The sequence below is a fragment of the Flavobacterium aquiphilum genome, assembly GCF_027111335.1.
Lineage (GTDB): Bacteria > Bacteroidota > Bacteroidia > Flavobacteriales > Flavobacteriaceae > Flavobacterium > Flavobacterium aquiphilum.
Genome location: NZ_CP114288.1, coordinates 2668148 through 2690174, shown reverse-complemented (window position 1 = coordinate 2690174; position 22027 = coordinate 2668148). Strand labels below are relative to the sequence as shown.

17 protein-coding genes are annotated in these 22027 nt (G+C 34.5%); 6 read left to right on the top strand and 11 right to left on the bottom strand.

Going from position 1 to position 22027, the window contains the following annotated elements; genetic code table 11:
- Positions 1 to 138: 138 nt before the first annotated feature.
- The 4 genes from OZP12_RS11090 to lon all read right to left on the bottom strand — a co-directional run bounded on the left by OZP12_RS11090 (position 139) and on the right by lon (position 6302).
- On the bottom strand, positions 139 to 1401 hold the full coding sequence (locus OZP12_RS11090) for a nucleoside permease (RefSeq protein ID WP_281225040.1): 1263 nt from the start codon (positions 1399 to 1401) through the stop codon (positions 139 to 141).
- Positions 1402 to 1720: 319 nt separating this feature from the next.
- Entirely contained in the window at positions 1721 to 2410 is a 690-nt protein-coding gene (gene cmk, locus OZP12_RS11085; RefSeq protein ID WP_281225039.1) for a (d)CMP kinase, read from the bottom strand.
- Between the two features lie 76 nt (positions 2411 to 2486).
- Positions 2487 to 3515 (bottom strand): type IX secretion system protein PorQ, encoded by a 1029-nt coding sequence (porQ, locus tag OZP12_RS11080; RefSeq protein ID WP_281225038.1) that lies wholly within the window; start codon positions 3513 to 3515, stop codon positions 2487 to 2489.
- Between the two features lie 333 nt (positions 3516 to 3848).
- Entirely contained in the window at positions 3849 to 6302 is a 2454-nt protein-coding gene (gene lon, locus OZP12_RS11075; protein ID WP_281225037.1) for an endopeptidase La, read from the bottom strand.
- A gap of 474 nt (positions 6303 to 6776) precedes the next feature.
- On the opposite strand from lon, the gene OZP12_RS11070 reads away from it, so the two are divergent.
- The 4 genes from OZP12_RS11070 to OZP12_RS11055 all read left to right on the top strand — a co-directional run bounded on the left by OZP12_RS11070 (position 6777) and on the right by OZP12_RS11055 (position 9723).
- Positions 6777 to 7331: an RNA polymerase sigma factor gene (locus OZP12_RS11070; protein ID WP_281225036.1), complete on the top strand. Its 555-nt coding sequence runs from the start codon at positions 6777 to 6779 to the stop codon at positions 7329 to 7331.
- Positions 7328 to 7864: an anti-sigma factor gene (locus OZP12_RS11065; RefSeq protein WP_281225035.1), complete on the top strand. Its 537-nt coding sequence runs from the start codon at positions 7328 to 7330 to the stop codon at positions 7862 to 7864. The genes OZP12_RS11070 and OZP12_RS11065 overlap by 4 nt, the downstream gene beginning before the upstream one ends.
- Positions 7848 to 8918, top strand: a complete 1071-nt coding sequence (locus OZP12_RS11060; RefSeq protein ID WP_281225034.1) for a DUF4097 family beta strand repeat-containing protein — start codon at positions 7848 to 7850, stop codon at positions 8916 to 8918. Before OZP12_RS11065 ends, OZP12_RS11060 begins: the two co-directional genes overlap by 17 nt.
- Before the next feature lie 91 nt (positions 8919 to 9009).
- Positions 9010 to 9723 carry a head GIN domain-containing protein gene (locus tag OZP12_RS11055; RefSeq protein ID WP_281225033.1) on the top strand — a complete coding sequence of 238 codons (714 nt, stop codon included), beginning with the start codon at positions 9010 to 9012 and terminating at the stop codon, positions 9721 to 9723.
- Positions 9724 to 9792: 69 nt separating this feature from the next.
- Here OZP12_RS11055 and OZP12_RS11050 read toward each other — a convergent pair whose 3' ends face one another.
- The 7 genes from OZP12_RS11050 to OZP12_RS11020 all read right to left on the bottom strand — a co-directional run bounded on the left by OZP12_RS11050 (position 9793) and on the right by OZP12_RS11020 (position 20562).
- Positions 9793 to 11121 carry an MFS transporter gene (locus tag OZP12_RS11050; protein ID WP_281225032.1) on the bottom strand — a complete coding sequence of 443 codons (1329 nt, stop codon included), beginning with the start codon at positions 11119 to 11121 and terminating at the stop codon, positions 9793 to 9795.
- A 147-nt stretch (positions 11122 to 11268) separates the two neighbouring features.
- Entirely contained in the window at positions 11269 to 12081 is an 813-nt protein-coding gene (locus OZP12_RS11045) for a M48 family metallopeptidase (protein WP_281225031.1), read from the bottom strand.
- A 101-nt stretch (positions 12082 to 12182) separates the two neighbouring features.
- A complete protein-coding gene (glgB, locus tag OZP12_RS11040; RefSeq protein WP_281225030.1) occupies positions 12183 to 14090 on the bottom strand; it encodes a 1,4-alpha-glucan branching protein GlgB in 1908 nt (635 codons plus the stop codon).
- A gap of 32 nt (positions 14091 to 14122) precedes the next feature.
- Positions 14123 to 15760 carry a maltokinase N-terminal cap-like domain-containing protein gene (locus tag OZP12_RS11035; RefSeq protein WP_281225028.1) on the bottom strand — a complete coding sequence of 546 codons (1638 nt, stop codon included), beginning with the start codon at positions 15758 to 15760 and terminating at the stop codon, positions 14123 to 14125.
- Positions 15760 to 17694: an alpha-1,4-glucan--maltose-1-phosphate maltosyltransferase gene (locus OZP12_RS11030; RefSeq protein WP_281225026.1), complete on the bottom strand. Its 1935-nt coding sequence runs from the start codon at positions 17692 to 17694 to the stop codon at positions 15760 to 15762. The genes OZP12_RS11035 and OZP12_RS11030 overlap by 1 nt, the downstream gene beginning before the upstream one ends.
- 170 nt (positions 17695 to 17864) lie before the next feature.
- Complete coding sequence (locus OZP12_RS11025) at positions 17865 to 19142, bottom strand: glucose-1-phosphate adenylyltransferase (protein WP_281225025.1); 1278 nt, start codon at positions 19140 to 19142, stop codon at positions 17865 to 17867.
- Positions 19129 to 20562 (bottom strand): glycogen synthase, encoded by a 1434-nt coding sequence (locus tag OZP12_RS11020; protein WP_281225023.1) that lies wholly within the window; start codon positions 20560 to 20562, stop codon positions 19129 to 19131. Before OZP12_RS11020 ends, OZP12_RS11025 begins: the two co-directional genes overlap by 14 nt.
- Before the next feature lie 183 nt (positions 20563 to 20745).
- Between OZP12_RS11020 and OZP12_RS11015 the strand changes: the two genes are divergently transcribed.
- Both OZP12_RS11015 and msrB read left to right on the top strand, forming a co-directional pair.
- Complete coding sequence (locus OZP12_RS11015; protein ID WP_281225022.1) at positions 20746 to 21609, top strand: alpha/beta fold hydrolase; 864 nt, start codon at positions 20746 to 20748, stop codon at positions 21607 to 21609.
- 4 nt (positions 21610 to 21613) lie between these two features.
- Positions 21614 to 22006: a peptide-methionine (R)-S-oxide reductase MsrB gene (msrB, locus tag OZP12_RS11010; protein WP_281225021.1), complete on the top strand. Its 393-nt coding sequence runs from the start codon at positions 21614 to 21616 to the stop codon at positions 22004 to 22006.
- Positions 22007 to 22027 lie beyond the last annotated feature (21 nt).

Sequence of the window (22027 nt, the reverse complement as noted above, 5' to 3'; positions counted from 1 at the left end):
TTTTGTTGTTTAATTGAATATATAAAGTTTGATCGTGGATTTATAATTATACCAACAAAGTAAATCGGCTAAAATAAATTTACCAAAACAACAAACCCGACAAATTTCAAAAACTTGTCGGGTTTGTCTATATTATTTTTAATGACTCACATTCTCCAATTCCTTAGGATCGTGTTTGTATTTGAATAAAAAGGTAAACAAAATCAAAATTACAAAGGCATATCCGGCGAATGAAAACCAAATTTCTGGCCAATGCACTTTGTTTTCAGTAGTAAAATAACTTACTGTTCTTCCGGCAAACTCACCACCTAATATTGCTCCAATTCCATTTGTCATTAACATAAACAATCCTTGTGCACTAGACCTTATTTTGCTGTCGGTTTCTCTTTCTACAAATAAAGAACCGGAGATATTAAAGAAGTCAAAAGCCATTCCGTACACAATCATCGACAAAACAAGGAAAATAACCCCTGAGCCAGGATTTCCAATTCCAAACAAAGCAAAACGCAATACCCAAGCCAGCATACTAAACATCATTACTTGTTTGATACCAAATCTTTTCAGGAAAAACGGAATCGTCAAAATAAATAAAGTCTCCGAAATTTGGGATAATGAGATGATAAATACAGAATGTTCAACTCCAAAAGTACCATGATATTCTGGATTGGAGCCAAAATCCCTGATAAAGGTATCGGCAAACATATTGGTAACTTGTAGGGCCGCTCCTAACAGCATGGCAAAAACAAAGAATATTGCCATCTTTTTTTGTTTGAATAAAACAAAACTGTCCAAACCAAATTTACTGGATAAGGATTGGTTGGTGTTTTTATTTTCGGCAGGAACATCCGGCATTGTAAACGAAAACAAACCCGTAACAATCATTGCAACCGAAGCAAAAACAAATTGATTGGTGTTTGATTTCCAGTCTGTCAAATCGGTTATCCACATTGCAATTATAAAACCAACTGTTCCCCAAACACGTATTGGTGTAAATGCTTTTTGGACATCAAATTGGAATTTATTTAAGACCGCATAACTTACAGAATTATTTAAAGCAATTGTAGGCATATAAAAACAGCTTGTAGCAAAAATTACCCAATACATTTCGGTTGAATTACCGGCTTTTGTAGCAAAGAAAATAGCAATTCCGGCAACTATATGCGCAAATCCCAAAACTTTTTGGGCGCTAAAATATTTGTCTGCAATAATACCTAGCAAGGCTGGCATAAATAAACTCGCCCACCCCATAGATCCATACGTTCTTCCAATAGACAAACCAACACTGCTTCCTTCCAGCGGGCCGAAAACCTGGCCCATATAACCACCTAAAGAAATTAACCAAATTCCCCAAACAAAAAATTGAAGAAAATTCATAATTGTCAATCGTAATTTTATTTCCATAGATGATTTGTGTTTTTTTAATAGTAGATTTTTGAGACGCGTAAATCTACTATTAAAAATGAGAATTTCAAAAAAATTATAAGGCGTTACATGAGTTTTTTAAAAACCATAAATTCATAATTTTACCATATAAGTCATTTAAGTTTTTAACGCTTCAGACAAAATGCAAAAGCCTTTTTGAAGCTTGATTTGATAAGAACAAATAAGGAAATATTGTCTCCTCACCTTATGCTTCAATGTTCTTTTACAAAATGAAATGAGTCTTTTTTAAGTTTTGACTTTAAATAGCTTTATATGACTTATATGGTTAGAAGAAAATTTAAGAATTAATAACTTCATTTACCAACTCTAAAACGACATCAAATTGTTCCTTTCTGTCCAGATAAGAATTGTCCACTTCTATTGCATCTTCAGCAATTACCAAAGGAGAATCTTCTCTGTGAGTATCAACATAATCACGATCGACAACATTCTTAAGGACTTCTTCATAGGAAACTGTATCTCCTTTTGCCTGTAATTCGGCAAAACGTCTTTGTGCGCGAGTATCCGCACCTGCTGTCATAAAAATTTTGAGTTCTGCATTAGGAAAAACAACGGTTCCAATATCTCGACCGTCCATAACGATTCCTTTTTCTTTCCCCATTTCCTGTTGTTGTTCTACCAATTTGGCACGAACTTCTGAAATTGCAGCTACAGAACTTACAAAATTAGAAACTTCAAGAGTTCGGATTTCCGTTTCAACATTAACATCATTCAGGTACATTTCGGCAAAACCCAATTCAGAATTGAATTTGAAACTTAATTTTATCGATGGCAAACTGCTTATTAATTTTTCTTTATCCAAAAAATCAGTTCCAATTAAATCGTTTTGCATAGCATACAATGCCACGGCACGATACATCGCGCCAGTATCTACATATACATACCCCAAATGTTTGGCGAGTTGTTTAGCCAAAGTACTTTTCCCTGTGGATGAAAATCCGTCTATTGCAATGGTTATTTTTTTCATGTTTCTGTTTTATATTTATGCAGATGATTTCAATCAGTTGCGTCTATTTTCTTTCTTCTATATTCTTTTTTCTATTCTAAAAATCCTCCCCAAAATTAATAATCAATCCAAATAAACTGGTATTTCCTGCCAAAGTATATTTGGAATAAGAGTAATTAAATTTCAACTTATTCAGTTTGAGTCCAAAACCAACAGAAAGTCCTGAGAAATTTCGTTGTTCTTCTATTCGGAGTTCTTCTGCTCTTCTAAAATTATAACCTAATCTGAGGTTAAAGGCTTTTTTTGGAAAAAATTCAGCACCAAAAATCATGTGACGTAATGCATTGTTGAAAAAAGAAACTTTTTCTTCTGTAACACTTCCGTCAATTGAAGTTTGGGAACGAACGGGATTTGAAAAAGCCACATTCCATTGCTGTAAATTTTCAAGTGTAAAATGCCAACGGATTGGCACGTGTTCTAGTTCTTGAGAAACCCCTGCAATCATCTCGAAAGGTAATGGTTCTCTCGTACCGTCGTAAGTTGTGAATTGAGTTCCGATATTCTTCAGAGTTACTGCCCAGTTTATATCATTTTTTTCATCGATATAAAGCATTCCCAAATCTAAAGCAGCTCCGAACGAATTGTAAGTTTCTAAAGTTGATTCAATCAGTTTGGCATTGGCCCCCAAATGAATATCGGTATAAGGAATGTTATAGGCATAACCCAAAGAAAGAGCTATTTCGCTTCCGGTAAATGAATTTGTGGGCAATCCATTTTCATCATATCCGTCAAATTTTCCATAATTGATGTAATTGATTCCCGCCTGAATTGTTTGAAAATGTTGGTCGTAGGTATAAGCAAATGAAGCGGTTCCATAAGTTACTTCCTGATAGTAATTGCCATAGTTCAAAGACAAACGCCTATCCATGTCCTGATTGATGGATGCCGGGTTGAAAAGTGCTTGATTGACGTCCTCGTCATAAATGGTAATAACTTTTCCGCCCAGTGCAGCTTGTCTTGGCGAAGTAATCAGATTCAAAAACTCATAAGTGTGCTTTCCTCCTATTTGTCCGTATGTCGCATAACAAATTAAGAATAAAAAGTAAAATAAAAGTTTTTGGGACATACGATATTTGAAAAGGAAATGTTTGAAATTCCAAATTCCAAACTTACGAAAATTAAAGAGAAAAGTCTCTAATACCATTTATACATATAAAATAGTCCAATCTACTCGTTCTTTTTCTCCAATGCTTCCTCAAAAAATAATTCCGTAGCTATCCCGATAGCTATCGGGAATGCAATGATTTTTATCGTTGTCTTGAAGAAAAATAATTTCGCATCTTTAGGCTATTTTATAGGCATAAATGGTATAAAAACAAATTCCAAATCCCGAAACCTCTTATAATTCAAGGCGCGGAATTTGGAATTTTAGTATTGATTTGATATTCGGTAACCTAATTTATTTCAAGTCTTTTGCGTTTTTAACTTTGTCTTTGGTAATAGCCAAATCCAAAACTTCTTTCATTTCTTTTACATAATGAAAAGTCAATCCTTCTAAATATTCGGCTTTGATTTCATCAATATCACTTTTGTTTTCGTGACATAAAATGATTTCTTTAATATTCGCTCTTTTCGCGGCCAATATTTTTTCTTTGATCCCTCCTACTGGCAATACTTTTCCTCTTAAGGTGATTTCTCCAGTCATGGCCAGGTTTTTCTTTACCCTTTTTTGGGTTAATAAAGAAACTAACGAAGTCAACATGGCAATACCCGCACTTGGTCCGTCTTTTGGAGTAGCTCCTTCCGGAACGTGTAAGTGAATATTATATTTTGTAAGGATATCCGGGTTCAATCCCATTGATTCGGCATTGGCCTTGATGTATTCTAGAGCGATTGTAGCTGATTCTTTCATTACATTTCCTAGATTTCCTGTGATGGTCATAGCTCCTTTTCCAGGAGAAATCAAGGATTCTATGAAAAGAATATCTCCTCCAACACTTGTCCAGGCCAAACCTGTAACAACACCGGCAGTATCATTATTTTCGTATTTATCGCGTTCCAATCGAGGGACTCCTAAGACTTTTTCAATATCTTCGTCGGTAATTTTTTTATTGTACTCCTCTTCCATTGCAACTGATTTGGCAGCATTACGAACGACTTGTGCAATTTTATTTTCCAATCCACGAACACCGGATTCACGTGTATAACCTTCCACAATTTTTTCCAATTGTTTCTTACCAATGCTTAAATCCTTGGCGGTTAATCCGTGAGCGATCAATTGTTTTGGGAACAAATGTTTTTTGGCTATTTCTATTTTTTCTTCGGTAGTGTAGCCAGACATTTTTATAACTTCCATTCTGTCAATCAAGGCAGGTTGGATTGCAGACATATTATTTGACGTAGCAATGAACATCACTTTCGATAAGTCATAACCCATTTCAAGGAAATTGTCATAGAATGAACTGTTTTGCTCCGGATCCAAAACTTCCAATAAAGCTGAAGATGGGTCGCCACTTTGACTGGATGACAGTTTGTCGATTTCGTCTAAAACAAACACCGGATTTGAAGTTCCCGCTTTTTTCAAACTTTGGATGATTCGTCCTGGCATAGCGCCGATATACGTTTTTCTATGTCCACGAATTTCGGCTTCATCACGTAATCCTCCCAAGGAGATGCGTACATATTCTCTACCCAATGCTTCGGCAACAGATTTTCCAATAGAAGTTTTTCCAACTCCCGGAGGCCCTGTTAAACAAATGATTGGAGACTTCATATCGTTTCTTAGCTTAAGCACCGCTAAATGCTCGATCATTCTTTTTTTGACATCTTCCAATCCGAAATGATCTTTGTCTAATACTTTTTGGGCATGTTTCAAATCGAAATTGTCTTTTGAGAATTCACCCCAAGGCAATTCTAGAAATAATTCCAAATAGTTTCTTTGGATTCCAAAATCAGGCGCTTGCGGATTCATTCTACGCATTTTCGATAATTCTTTATCAAAGTGTTTTTGCGTTTTCTCGTCCCATTTTTTGGTTTTGGCTTTAAGGCTCATTTCGTCCATTTCTTCCTCCTGCGAAACGCCACCCAATTCTTCCTGAATGGTTTTCATTTGTTGGTGCAAGAAATATTCCCTTTGTTGTTGGTCAAGGTCAAAACGAACTTTGGATTGAATATCGTTTTTCAATTCTAATTTTTGCAATTCTACGTTCATGTAACGCAGCGTTTCCAAAGCACGCTCTTTCAATCCGTTTATTGATAACAAGTCTTGTTTTTCCTTAACCGAAAGATTCATATTGGAAGAAACAAAATTGATTAAAAACGAATGGCTGCCAATGTTTTTAATAGCAAAAGTTGCTTCTGTTGGGATATTTGGACTTTCACTAATGATTTTAACGGCCAATTCTTTAACAGAATCAATTATTGCATTGAATTCAGAATCTTTTTTGGCAGGTCTTTTTTCAGGAACTTCCTTAATGGTAGCTTTTAGATAAGGCTGCTCAGTTTCTACTTTATCAATTTCAAAACGTTTTTTCCCCTGAAGAATAACAGTAACGTTTCCGTCAGGCATTTTTAAAACGCGCAAAATACGGGCGACTGTTCCTATTTTGTTGATGTCATCAAAGGTTGGATCTTCGTCTTCCTCGTTGAGTTGAGCAACTACACCAATGACTTTTCCTGCTGCATTGGCATCATTAATTAATTTTATCGATTTGTCTCTCCCTGCCGAAATAGGAATAACTACTCCCGGAAATAAAACCGTATTGCGTAAAGGCAAAATGGGCAAAGAATCAGGCAATTCTTCATTATTCATTTCTTCCTCATCCTCTGGAGTCAATAATGGAATTAATTCGGCTTCAGAATCAAATTCCTGAAGTGACAGATTGTCAATAGTAAGTATTTTATGTTTTGACATAGTAAAATTTAAGTCTTTTTGTCATTAATGTTTTAATTCGGAGCGCAAATATACGGTATCACGCTAATATTTAGGCCTGATAAAGGGCTATAAATATTGAGCTATTAATAAGGCAATCATTATGCCAAAGAAATTTTATTTGAAAATTTTATCTTATAGAAATGGATATAGCCACGTTTGAATGATTTGAGATTAGAGAAAGTAAAAAAAGAAGATATTGTTTGTAATTGGAAATTTGATTTTTGCAGTTTTTCGCGTGAGTGATGGCAGTGGAGCTCTCCCGATTTTTCATCGGGAAGCGGGAACGTACAGCACGACCCGCCTTTTTTCAGCGGGGCACGCCCACACGAGCTTAAGCGAACTGACGAAGTAAATTAAAAGTTTTACTACAAAATCAATTAAAATAAATTATTTTTATAAAAGTGTAACAAACCAAAAATTCTTCTGTCTTTGGTACAAATCATTATTATTTAATTGAATCTGAACAATCAAAATATCGAGGTATTAGTTTCGCTTTGCAAAGAGAACAATCAGAAAGCACAATTCGAGATTTATAATCGCTATTGCAAGGCGATGTATAATGTAGCCCATCGAATTGTGAAAGATGAGCATTTTGCAGAAGATGTCATGCAGGAAGGTTTTTTGAAAGCTTTTACCAAAATACATGATTTCAAGCAAGAAGTGGCCTTTGGCGCCTGGCTCAAACGAATAATAGTGAATTACAGTATTGATTTTTACAAAAAAAATAATCCCTTTAAAACTGAAGATTTTGAAAGAACACTTTACAAATTAGAAGACCCTTTACCCGATTGGGAAGAGAAATTAGAATTTAATGATTTAAAAGTTAAGCAGGTTTTGGACGCTATTCAGTCCTTGAAATACAATTACAGCATGGTTTTGACCTTGTTTTATATAGAAGGTTACGATCAGGAGGAAATAAGTGAAATTCTTAAAATAAGTTATGCCAATTGCAGAACGACACTGAGTAGGGCAAAAGAAAGTTTGAGAAAAAAATTAAGTGAGTTATGATAAATGAAAATGAAAAATTAGACCAATTATTTGAAAATTTAGAAAATCAATGGGATATCCAGGAATTGGATGAGAAGCATTTTAATCGATTTTCGGAAAAATTGACTCTTAAAAAACGAAAAAGAAATTTTGGACTTATCTATGCCGTAGCTGCATCTGTAGCTATACTGCTTGGAATTACATTGTTTTATCCTAAAGCTGATGAGCACAAGGAATTGAAATTTGCATCTAAAGAAACCAAACAAACTGATTCTATTTTTACGGTTTTGATTGAACGCCAGTTGGCCCAAATTGAAGCCAAAAAATCACCCGAGAATGAAAAAATCATAAATGATGCTTTGAAGGAGATGAAAAAAATGGATAGCGATTATGAAAAAATCAAGCATGAACTGGAAGTAAATGGAGAATGTAAACCTATTATTTATGCGATGATCAACAATCTGCAAACCCAAATTTCATTTTTGCAAAATGTTTTGCAGCATATTGAACAAACAGAAAAACTTAAAAATTTAAAAAATGAAAAAACTTTATAATGTACTGTTGTTAATCCTTTTGTTGAGCCCTTTTTTGGGGTTTTCAAAAGATGATTTTAGTTATACAAAACAAAAAGTTATAAATAAAGCCTATGTAGTAAACAGCGATGCTGGAATTAATATTGATAACTCCTATGGAAATATTTTTGTTACCACCTGGAATGAGGATAAAATTGAAATCGAAGTTGTAATCAAGGTCAGCGGCAATGATGAAAAATGGGTTAATCAAAAGTTGGACGGAATTGATGTGGATTTTACTGCTTTGAAAACGTTGGTAAGTGCCAAAACTGTTTTTAATAATGTAGGTAATAAAAACAATGGAAAAAACAACAATTTTGAAATCAATTATACCGTAAAAATTCCAAGAAACGGAACCGTAAAACTGAATAACAAGTATGGAAACATTGGTACAGGTGATTTGTTTTCTACTACAAACATCAATTGCAGTTACGGTAAAATTAATTTAGGAAAACTAAATGGGAATAGTAATACAATTGTAATTGGTTACTGCTCCAATTCTACTATCGAATTTTTGAAAAACGGAAGCGTAACGTCTAAATATTCTGGATTGAAAATGGATGAAGCCAACAAACTTGATTTACAATCTGACTATTCTGAAATTGAAATTAACGAAGGTAATGATGTAAGATATACTAGCAGATATGGAAGCGTTAAGGCTAAGAAAATAAATTCGCTGGAAGGTGTAGGTAATTATTTGACCATTTATGTGGGTTCATTGTCCAATGATTTAAAATTAAGCACCAGATATAGTAATGTGAATATTGATGCAGTTCAGGCAAAAGCCAGTAATGTAAGTATTGATGCTGCCTATACAGGTGTGAATGTTGGTTTCACTCCAAATTTTGCTTTCGATTTTGTTGTGGATGTAAAATATGGTGATTTTAAGTATGACAATGAAATGACTGTAAATTCGAAAGAAGAGACTAATACTTCTAAAAGATTCAGTGGTTTTTACAAGAAAAGAGGAGATAATAAGGTTTTGATTTCGTCTAATTATGGCAATGTAAAATTGTACAAAAGAGATGGGCAATAGAAATTGCAATCTCAATCCCAATGACAATCTCAATTACAATCTAAATCTTAATTTAAAATAAAGCGATTAGTAATTTTTAATTCAATAAGAAATGAAAAGAACATTCCAATTAGTTTTTTTAAGCGTGCTGGTTTTTACAGTAGCTACAAATGCACAAACAAAAGTAAAAGGTAACGGAAAAGTAATTTCCGAAAAACGAACAACTGCAGGATATGATGAAATAAATGTGTCTGGTTTTTATGATGTTGTTTTGGTTTCAGGAGCCGAAGGTGCTATAACTATTGAAGGAGAAGAAAATATACTTCCTCATGTCAAAATTGAAGTTGTTGGAAATGTGTTGAAAATTTACAACAATAATGTTAGTTTCGATACCAAAAAAGATGTCACTGTGACTGTTCCTTTTGAGCAAATAAAAGCTGTTAGTCTTTCAGGTTCAGGTGATATTTCAACAAAAAACACTATCTCTGCTCCTACTTTTAAAGCTAAATTATCAGGATCGGGCGATCTGAATTTAGACGTTAAAAGCACTGATTTTGAAATGAGTTTGACAGGTTCAGGTGATGTCGTTTTAAAAGGAAGTTCAAATAATTTTACTTCCAAAACTTCGGGTTCAGGAGATGTTGACGCTGTTAATTTGACAACCAAAAAAGCAAATGTAACTGTTTCGGGTTCGGGAGATATGAAACTAAATTGTACTGAAAATTTATTTGCCAGGGTTTCCGGTTCAGGAGATATTGAATACAAAGGTAACCCCAAAATAAAAGACACTAAAGTGAGTGGTTCCGGCGAAATTTCGAAAATATAAAAAACAACAGTTTTCTCAGAAGAATCCCGTAGATTAGAAATCACCTAATCTGTGGGATTTATTATTTTCTTAAAGATTAATTTTATTTTTAGGTACTCTCTTGAGAAGTATAATTCCAATCATAAAAAACACTGCCAAAAATACTATGGCCAGACGTGGACTTCCGGTAATTTGATCTATGGCTCCATAAACACACATTCCAATTACGATACCTATTTTTTCAGTTACATCATAAAAGCTGAAAAAAGAGGCGGTATCTTCGGTTTCAGGTAGAAGTTTAGAATAAGTAGAACGAGATAAGGCCTGAATTCCTCCCATCACAAGTCCTACCAAAGCAGCCATTACATAAAATTGTACAGGCGTCACTATGAAATAAGCAGCTGAACACAGGATCAACCAAAAACAATTGATTATAATAAGGGTTGGTATATTTCCAAATTTGGCTGATGCCTTTGAAGTCAAAATCGCACCAACGATGGCAATAATTTGTATCAATAAAATACAAATGATTAATCCCGTTTGACTTTGGCTTGGAGATTCCCATGCAATTTCCTGAGAACCAAAATAAGTTGCAATAAGCATTACGGTTTGCACCGCCATACTGTAAACAAAAAAGCTTATCAGGTATCTTTTTAAAGGAATATTAGCTTCCAATAATGCCCAAACTTTTTTTAGTTCCTTAAAACCATTGAAGACGACCGCTTTGGTAACTTTTCTGTTTGCATTTTTATTTCCTTTCGGCAAATAATAATAAGTATATTGACTGAATACAATCCACCAAATTCCAACCATTACAAAGGAATATTTCATGGCAGTCATTGCAGCTTGTCCTTTTGTGCTTCCTGTTATCCCAAAAGTATCAGGCATCATTACCATTGCTAGATTCACAATTAATAATATAACGCTACCAATGTATCCCAAAGAATAGCCTTTGGCACTTACGGCATCCTGTTGTTCGGTAAAAGCAATATCTGGTAAATAGGAGTTATAAAATACTAAGCTTCCCCAAAAACCAATTAAACCAAAAAAGTAAAAAAACAATCCAACATAGATGTTTTCTAAACTAAACCAATTCAAACCAATGCAGGAAATTGCTCCGGTATAGCAGAAGAATTTCATAAAAGATTTTTTATTCCCTACATAATCGGCGATTCCGGACAATAATGGAGAAAAAAAGGCGACCATCAAAAATGCAGCAGCAGTAACAAAACTAATTAAAGCAGAGTTTTTTAAATTCATTCCGAAAACCTCAATATAGTGGTTTCGTTCAGAAAATAAAGCTTCATAAAAAATTGGAAATATAGATGACGAAATAACTAATGGATAAACCGAATTTGCCCAATCGTAAAATGCCCATGCGTTTAATAACTTCTTGCTTCCTTTAGCTAATTCTGCCATGCTTATTTTTTTTTGCGAATTTATTTAATTTTTTGTTGGAATAACAACTAAAGATGTTATTTCACAATTAATACTTTTCTTGTGTTCAAAAAAAACTACCCTTTTGAGGATAGCTTAATGAGTCTGAAATATTACAAATCTTTATAATTATTTGATAGCGTTGACCTTTGCTGCTATTTCCCTCGCTTGAGGGATTAAGGCTTTTAAATTTGCCATTCGCGTTGCGTCTGATGGGTGTGTGCTCATAAATTCAGGTTGTGATTGTCCTCCTGATTGCGAGGCCATTCTTTGCCAAAAAAGAATTGCATCTTCTGGATTATAGCCTGCAATGGTCATTAATGTAAGCCCAATTTTGTCAGCTTCGCTTTCATGGCTTCTACTAAACGGTAGCATCACTCCTAGCTGAGATCCTATGCCGTAATATTGCTGCCACATTTGTTGTTTTTCGGCACTTTGTCCTCCCGTAGCAACGGCTACCCCTACTGCACCCAATTGTTCTATTTGAGAAGCACTCATTCTTTGCGCTCCATGATTTGCTAAAGCGTGGGAAACTTCATGCCCCAAAACTGTTGCTAAACCGGCTTCGTCTTTAGTAATTGGTAAAATCCCGGAATAAACAACAATTTTGCCTCCAGGCATACACCATGCATTGACTTCTTTACTGTCAACCAATTTATATTCCCATTGATATCCATTCAAGTATTGAGGTTGTCCGAGATAAATTGCATATTTTTCGGCAGCAGCCCTTATTTTTGAACCAACGAGTTCTACCCTTTTGGCATCAGCAGTTCCTGTAATTACTTTGTTTTCTTTCAAAAAAGTTCCATACTGTTGAAATGAAGATGGAAATAATTCACTGTTGGACACAAAATTAAGTTCTTTCTTTCCTGTCATAGGATTGGTGGCACAAGAGTAAATCAGGCCAATTGTTCCTATTCCTATTAATAAATATTTCTTCATAATATCGCGTTTTAATTTTTTGAAAAGTTGCATCTTTATTACTTCCTAAAAAAGGATTTAAAAACGCAACTTTTTTTAAATTATTATAATGAATTTTAAATCTACGATATTCTAAAAATGACTGCACCTAGCGGCGGAAGTGAAACAACTGCAGAATATTCTCTTCCGTCGTATGGATTGGTCTCTATTGTTGTTTTTTTATTGTTTTTTAAACCACTTCCTCCTAAATCGGCTTCATCACTGTTGAATATTTCCGTTAGCTTTCCTGATTTTGGCAAGCCAATTCTATAATTTTCACGAACTACTTGAGTAAAGTTGAGAACTACAATTAAATCGTCTTTTGGATCATTTCCTTTTCTGATAAATGATAATATGGCATTTTCGTGATCTGAATAATTAATCCATTCAAATCCCTCAGGGCTGAACTGTTTTTCATACAACGCCGGCTCCGATTTATATATTTTATTAAGCTTAGTAATAGTTGATTTTATTCCACTGTGAAATGGATATTGCAAAAGATGCCAATCCAGGCTACTTTGGAAATTCCACTCCGAGCTTTGTCCGAATTCGGATCCCATGAACAATAATTTGGTTCCCGGATGGGTGAACATATAACTATAAAGCAATCTTAAATTTGCAAATCTTTGCCATTCATCTCCCGGCATTCTTCCGGCTATTGATCTTTTTCCATATACAACCTCATCGTGGGAAAGTGGTAACATAAAATTCTCGGTATATGTATAAGTCATTGAGAATGTCAAATCATTTTGATGGTATTTTCGATAGACTGTTTCTTTTTGAAAATATTCTAAAGTATCGTGCATCCACCCCATCATCCATTTCATTCCAAAACCCAAACCTCCTGCAAAAGTAGGTCTTGAAACCATTGGAAATGATGTGCTTTCTTCCGCGATTGTTTGTACGCCTTCATAATTGCCATAAACAGCTTCGTTGAAATCTTTTAAAAAACTGATGGTATCCAGGTTTTCTCTTCCTCCGTAAATATTAGGTTCCCATTCTCCATCATTTCTGGAATAGTCTAAGTACAGCATCGAGGCTACGGCATCTACACGTAATCCATCAACGTGATAATGATGTAACCAAAACAGCGCATTACTGATTAAAAAAGAACGAATTTCATTTCGACCATAATTAAAAACCAAACTTTTCCAGTCGGGATGATAGCCTTTTCTTCTGTCGGGGTGTTCGAATAAATTTGAACCGTCAAAAAAACCTAACCCATGGGCATCCTCTGGGAAATGTGACGGAACCCAATCAAGGATCACACCAATACCCGCTTGATGCAATTTATCAACAAGCGTCATAAAATCTTGTGGATTTCCAAAACGGGATGTCGGGGCAAAATAACCAACTAACTGATAACCCCATGATGGATCATAAGGATATTCCATTACAGGCATAAATTCCACGTGGGTGAACCCGGTTTCTTTCACATATTTTACTAAATCTTCAGCGTACTCTTGGTACGTCAAAAATCGATTTTCTTCGCCATGTCTTTTCCAGGAACCTAAATGAACTTCATAAACCGAGTAAGGTTTGTCTAAATCATTATGCTCCTTGCGGGTTTGCATCCATCTTTTATCTTTCCACTTATAATCTAAATCCCAAATAACCGAAGCTGTGTGAGGAGGCTTTTCGCAATAGAAAGCAAAAGGATCCGCTTTTTCAGTGATGACCCCGCCTATGTTGGATTGTATTTTGTATTTATAGGTAGTTCCTTGTTCAATTCCAGGAATAAATCCTTCCCAAATTCCGGAAGAATCCCAACGCACCTGCAATTGGTGTTCACCTTGTATCCAGTAGTTAAAGTCCCCAACTACCGAAACTGTTCTTGCAGACGGCGCCCATACAGCAAAATATACTCCTTTTATGCCGTCAACTTCTATTAGATGGGCGCCTAATTTTTCGTAAAGTCTATAGTGTTTCCCCGCTTTGAATAAATCGATGTCAAAATCGGTAAAAAGCGAATAGGTTTGTACTTTGTTCATTTTTTGTGTTTTATTTTCTTGTAAAATTGTAATTAGTTAGCTCTATTAAACCCCATTATACTGGCAATTCCTGATAATGGAATTACCGACCATCTCGGTCTGGAATTTAATTCATAACCCAATTCGTAAATTGCTTTTTCCAAAAGACAATATTTCAATAAAAAATCAATTTCTTTTTGATATCCAATATTAAGATTGCCCGACTGAACCACTTCGGTATAAGTATTTAGAAAGACACCTACAAAATATTTGTATAGAATTTCTCCGGCCTGAAAAAGTTCATCTTGAGTATAAGGATATTTGTCATTACTGTTGAAGATTGTTGCGTAGATTGCATAATGAAAAGAACGAAACATTCCTGCAACATCTTTCAATGGCGGTTGTTTTACTTTCCGGTCTCTAATGGTACTTTCAGGCTCTCCCTCAAAATCAAGAATGCAAAAATCATCGCTATTGACCAAGACCTGGCCTAAATGATAATCTCCGTGAATACGAATTCGTTCCGACTTCATTTGAGTCCAGTCAAATTCCAGAAAAGCTTTTCGGATTTCTTTTTTATGATCTAAAAATTGATTGGCTAGCTCTAATTCTAAACCGTCTAATTTGTGCAGATTATTTTCTAAAATGTTTAATCGGTTTTGAAATTGATACGTTAATCGGTTTTTTAACCAAACGGAATAATCACCATTGTAAGTAATCGGCGTGAAGGCGGTTTCATGAATATCACTTCCGAGCGCTATGTGCATTTCAGCAGTACGGGTAGCCAAAGTTTGAATTCTTAAAAAGATGCTCAGTCCTGCCCAATCAATAATTTCATGAGGGACATCATTTAATTTCAGTCTTTTGAATAGTTCTATGTCTGGAAGTTTACTGACGGAAATCTTTTTTGTTTGTAAATTATCAAAAATTCGATCCACTTCTTCCAGCATGTATTTCCATGCATCTCCCTGATTTGGAACCAATTCTTGCATCAGCCCAAGTGTAATATTGCCTTCAGAATGTACGATGCTAATGCTACCTATATAAGCAGGAGAATGTTTAAAATTCATTCTTTCAGTAAGAAAACGACTGATTTCATAATCAGGGTTCATACTGATGTAAATCCTTCTGAAAATTTTCAGCACCAAATTATCATTAAACACTATCGAAGTATTGCTTTGCTCTACTCCCATGAAATGTGATGAAATATATTCTTTGGAATGCATTTTCTTTCCTTTATGAAAAGTAACTTTTGATTCTTCATCTTTTTTGGAATGAATGATTTTTTCAAAAAGCAATTTTCTAAAGTCTTCCTGGTGCAATGCATCAACTAGATATCCCTCCTTTTCGTTCATTATAACCGGAGCAATTACAGTATTGGTGTCCAAATCATCTTCAGACATAAATGCCAATGGCATAAAATAATGTTGGTAAAAAGCCTCTTTAAAATTGACTTCTAACAAAACTCCGTAATAAATATTGTCATTTGAACTTATTTTAAAAGAGTTTACAATTTCAATATATTTCAGAGTACTGGCTTTGCCTCCGTACCATCTTTTATTGATAATGTAATTTTCTAAAATATCAGTGGCAAAAATTTTAATAAAACTTTCGTCTTCAAGCGCATCTTTCCAATCTGTATGAAATACAAGTGGGTTCTTATACTCGGCTTCGTTAATTTTATCAACCATTATTTTTGAATTTTAAATAGATGAAATGGCAATTCAGCAGGAAGTTCTACATAGTTCCATTCGTTGTCCCACGAATAGGTGTTTCCGGTGATCAAATCGGTGATTTGAACATTTTGGGTTCCTAATTTTTCAACAGGAAGTTTCACCATTGCCTTGCCGGTATGATGGTTGTCTAAACTTACAACCATCAAAGTTTCATCCTGCTTGTTGTCGTCAAACTTATAATAGGCAAGCATTTGTTCATTGTTAGTTTCACAAAAAACAATATTATTGGTTTGCTGTAGCGAGATTTGCTCTTTCCTAATTGCGTTTATTTTGGAAATAAGCGTTGTTAGCTTATTTTGTATGCTCCAATCCCATTTGTAGCATTGGTATTTTTCAGAATCCAAGTATTCTTCTTTTCCAGGAGCCATCGGTGTACTAATCATATATTCGAAAACAGGTCCATAAATTCCGATATTGGAACTTAAAGTAGCTGCCAGAAAATATTTTTGTAAATGCACTGATTCATTACCATTTTGCAAAGCAAAAGGATTAATATCAGGCGTATTGGGCCAAAAATTAGGGCGATAAAATTCTTTTTGTTCAGATTTTGTTAATTCCTCAACATATTCAGTCAATTCCTGCTTGGTATTTCTCCATGTAAAATAAGTATACGATTGACTGAAACCTTGTTTTGCCAACTCATTCATTATTTTTGGACGAGTAAATGCTTCTGCCAAAAACAAAACATCAGGATGTTTCTTTTTAACTTCGGCGATTAGCCAACCCCAAAAATAAAAAGGCTTGGTGTGTGGATTATCCACTCTGAAAATTTGGATGTCACATTCTTCAATCCAAAATAAAGCAACATCAAGTAGTTCTTTCCATAAATTTTTCCAGTCAGAACTTTCAAAATAAATGGGTTGGATATCTTGGTATTTTTTTGGTGGGTTTTCAGCGTATTGAACGGTTCCATCCGGTCTCCATTTAAACCATTGCGGAAAATCTTTTACATAAGGGTGATCTGGCGCAGCCTGCAAGGCATAATCCATTGCAACTTCGATTCCTAATTCTTTTGCTTTTTGTACTAATTCCTTAAAATCCTCAATCGTTCCCAGTTCAGGATGAGTTGATTTATGTCCACCATACTGCGAACCAATTCCCCAAGGTGACCCTACGTCACCATATTCTGCATTAGTTGAATTGTTTTTGCCTTTTCGGTTAACTTCACCAATAGGATGGATTGGTGGGAAATAAAGTGTATCAAATCCCATTTCAGCAACTCTTGGGAGTAATCGTTCACAGTCTTTGAAAGTACCGTGTTTTCCGTCTTCAGATGATGCCGAACGAGGAAAAAATTCATACCATGTACTGAATAAAGCTTTTTTTCGATCAACATAGATTTCCAGATCAATTGATTTGTTTTCTAAAAATCGGATTGGGTATTTTTTAAAAATATGATGTAATCTTTCTGATTTTGTTTCCCTCACAGCATTATCATATTCTGATTCTGTTGTAAAAAAGTAAATCAACTGATTAAGATATTCGCTATCGGAAGCATCAACTAAATTAAGAATGGCACGGATATATTCGGCTCCTTCAAGTAATTCCGATTTTACGTATTGGTTGTCATTAATTTTCCGCTCGGTACCATGTTGCCAATTCAGGGCGTAATCAACCCAACCTTCAACAAAATAAGTGTATTTTCCCTGCTTGTCGACTTGGAATTCGGCAAACCATTCGTCATTGTGCGTAGGTGTCATTCTAACCTCTTGCCAATCCTTTTCGAATTCGTGTTTGAATTTGACGCAACATTCTACTACATCATGTCCATCTGAAAAAACTTCAGCGGTGACAAATACTTTTTGGCCAACAATTCTTTTAATGGCAAAGCTGCCTCCATTAAGTTGGGGCAAAACATTTTCTATTATGATACGGGTTTGATTTTGCATAGGGTCAGTTAAATTGAACATGTAATTTAGTAAATATTACGCTTTTTAGAAATTATTTTTTATAAAATGTAAGTATTCAACTAAGTAGATAAAAATTACACCAAATTGAAACGCAATAAATTGTGTTTTATATTTGGTGTAATATGTTTCAAATATTTTATGGAAAATATCTATTTTATAGTAAAATTATTGGGGATGATGGCTTCTTTTCGAATCACAATAATTCCTTCTTTTACACAATATAATTCATTGTTTGAATCAGGTAAATGAGTTCCTCCTTTGATATAGACATCATGACCAATTCTACAGTTTTTATCGACGATCGCATTATCGATATAGCATCTTTCACCGATCCCAATTACTGGTTTACCATTTTCAAGATCTTCATTTATATCATCAATATTCTGATAAAAATCATTACCCATTACATAAGTGTTCTTTATCACTGTGTCCTCGCCTATTCGGGATCTGTTTCCAATGACCGATTTAGTGATTTCTTTGGCTCGTAGAATGCAACCTTCAGCAATCACTGATTTTTCGACCATAGTTTTATGGAATTTCGAAGGTGATAGTAAACGCGTTCTTGTGTAGATTCTATTATCATTGTCAAATAGATTGAATTTAGGTAAATCATCTGTTAATCCAATATTAGCTTCAAAAAATGAATCAATATTTCCGATATCTGTCCAGTAACCTTCGTATTGGTAACTTAATAATTTTCTATTCCCGACAGCTTGCGGAATGATTTCTTTTCCAAAATCTTTTGTATCGGGATTCGACATTAATTCAACTAATAATTTTCTGTTGAAAATATAGATCCCCATGGAAGCTAAATAGTTTTTTCCAAGGATTTTCATTTCGTCGCTAACTTCCGATTTCCAATCTGGTAATAATTCTTTGGCAGGTTTTTCAATGAAAGAAACAATTTCATTTTTCGAATTGGTTTTCAAAATTCCAAATTCAGGGGCATCTTTATCATTTACTGGCAAAGTTGCAATAGAAATTTCAGCTTCGGCTACAATATGAGCATCAATCATATCATTAAAATTCATTTGATACAGTTGATCTCCTGAAAGAATCAACGCATAATCGAATTCATGGTTTAAAAAGTGAGACATACATTGTCTAACCGCATCCGCAGTTCCTTGAAACCATTTCGGATTGTCAGGTGTTTGCTCGGCAGCCAAAATATCAACGAACGACTGGCTGAAAATGCTGAAATTATAAGTATTCTTAATATGAGCATTCAATGAAGCAGAATTGAATTGCGTCAGTACAAACATTCTTCGGACATCAGAATTGATGCAATTAGATATTGGAATGTCAACTAATCTGTATTTTCCTGCGATGGGTACAGCAGGTTTAGACCTCTTGGCTGTTAATGGGTATAATCTTGAACCTTGGCCTCCTCCTAAAATAATTGCGATAACTTTTTTATTGGCTTTCATATTTCTTTGTAGTAATTAAATTATATAATTCTAAATATTCCTGGCTGACATTTTTCCAAGAATGATTCGTATTCATTCCTTTTATTCTTAATTTGTCGATTTGCTCTTTATCTTTATATAAATCGACTGCTCTTTCTATGGAATCGCAAACATCTTCAACAGAAGCCTGGTCGTGGCAAATTCCGTTTCCGTCATCCTCAAAATCTATAATTGTATCTTTTAATCCTCCCGTCCTTCGTACTATTGGTATTGTTCCGTATCTCAAGGCATACATCTGATTTAATCCGCAAGGCTCCATGCGTGACGGAATCAAAATAAAATCGGAACTTGCATAAGTTCTATGTGCCAATTCTTCATCGTAACCTATATAAATATTATAATTTCCTTTATGAGTCGAAAGCAATTGCGTTAGTTTATTTTCTATTTCTGTCTCTCCATATCCCAGAATTAATATGTTGATTTCTTCTTTAAATGTTGTAAAAGCTGATGTCACGACTTTTGGCAACAAATCGGCTCCTTTTTCATTATATAATCTTCCTATAAAACTAAAAAGCGGTTTTGTTGGATTCATCCCAAACTGTAAGCATAATTTTTTTTTGTTTTGCTGTTTACCTTCGCTAAAAGTAGCGATCGAATAATTAGCTGCTATCATTGAATCGTTTTCAGGATTCCATATATCAAGGTCAATTCCGTTGAGGATTCCTTTTGATTTATTTCGGACCCTTTGATACAATGTCTCCAATCCATTACCGGAATAGTTGATTTCATTGAGATAAGTAGGAGAAACAGTTGTTACTTCGTCAGCACATTTAATCGCGGTTGCCAAAGAATTAATGCAATTGCCCCATTCTAGTTCTTTGATGTGAATCAAATCAAATTCAGGTAAATAATATAATTTATTAAAAGTAAATACCCCTTGATACAAACTGTTGTGAATTGTGATCACTGTAGGGACATTTTTTAGTTTTACATATTTTGGACAATATTTACTCATAAACGGAATCAATCCTGTATGATGGTCGTGACAATGAATGATATCCGGTATCGAATTTCTTCCAATTATCCAGTCTAATGACGCAATCTGAAAGGCTACAAACCGTTCTATATCATCTCGATAGTTGTAAATGTCTGGGCGATTAAAAAGTTCTGGTATTTCTATCAAATACAATTCAAAGCCTAATTTATTTGTTTTTTCTTTCAGAACGCTAAAAGGAAAATTAAAAGTTCCCAGTTTCAATTTGCCCCAATGCACACATTCAAAATCATTTTGGAACCGAAATGTCGTTTCATAACAAGGAATCACTACTCGGACCGTATTTTCAGTGTTGTTTTGATACTTTGGCAACGCTCCAATTACATCGGCTAGACCACCCACTTTTGCCACTGGGTAACATTCTGCTCCAATGTGAAATATCTCCATGAATTTATTTTATTTTTAATAATAAAGCTTCAAACTCCATTATTTATGTACAAAAATTAAAAAATTACTGCTTTTGTGGTATTAACTCAAGTTATGTTAACATTAAATTTATTAGTACTTTTATGTTTTTTAAATATAGCTAAAAAAAGTTAATTCTTCAATCGATTACGTAATTTTATTAATATGACAAAAAATGCTTCTAATCATATAAAGCCTTTGAAAATTCCAAAAATTATAATAGTCTCCAGTAAGGTTATTGCTTTTTTGTCAGACAAATGGGTTACTATTTTTGCTTCAAAATTGTTTACGACACCTATAAAACATAAGCTTCCGAAGCGGGAAATGGAAATGGATCAAAAAAGTATTCAGAAAATGATAGTTGTTCCAACCATAAACAGAAGAGTAAATGTGTATGAATATGGGGAAAGCAGCAAAAAAGTTTTATTGGTTCATGGATGGTCAGGAAGAGGAACGCAATTGTGTAAAATTGCTGATGAGATGTTGAAATTGGGCTATGCCACTGTTAGTTTTGATGCTCCGGCGCATGGTAAATCACCTGGGAATTCAAGTATTATGGTCGATTTTATCGCTTCAGTTTTGGAAATTGACAAGCAATTTGGGCCTTTTGAAGTTGCTATTGGCCACTCTTTGGGAGGTATGTCGGTACTGAATGCCATTAAAAAAGGGTTTCATGTAGATAAAGCTGTTATTATTGGAAGCGGTGATATTGTACAGGATATTACAGATGATTTTGTTCGTAAATTGGGATTGAAGCCAAAAATCAGCAAACAGCTTTGTGATTATTTTGAAAAGAAATACGGTGAAAAGATGGAAGATTTTGATGCATACAAAGCAGCTGAAATGACTTTGATTCCCACATTGGTAATTCACGACGAAAATGATCCCGAAGTTCCTGTAAAAGCAGGTACACATATTTATGAACACCTTAAAGACGGAGAATTAATGTTGACGACAAGATTGGGTCACAGAAAAATTCTTGCTGATTTTAAGGTGATTGAAAAAATAACTAATTTTATTAAAAAATAAAGTCATGAACTATCCTTTTGTAAAAACAGAAAAAGAATGGGAAGAAGAATTAGGTACTGAACGTTATAGAATTCTTCGTCAGAAAGGAACAGAATACCCACATACAGGCAAATACAATTTGCATTTTGAAAATGGTGTTTATTGTTGTGGTGGTTGTGGTACTCCCTTGTTTGAAAGTGATTCTAAATTTGACGGGCATTGTGGCTGGCCATCATTCGATAAATCGATCCCCGGAAAAGTAGAATATCTTGTTGATAATAGTCACGGTATGAAGCGTACAGAAATTGTTTGTGCGAATTGTGGAGGACATTTAGGTCATGTTTTTGAAGATGGACCTACAAAAACAGGACAGCGTTATTGTGTAAATTCTTTGTCGGTTGATTTTAAAGAAAAATAACTAATTTTTTCTCAAACAAAA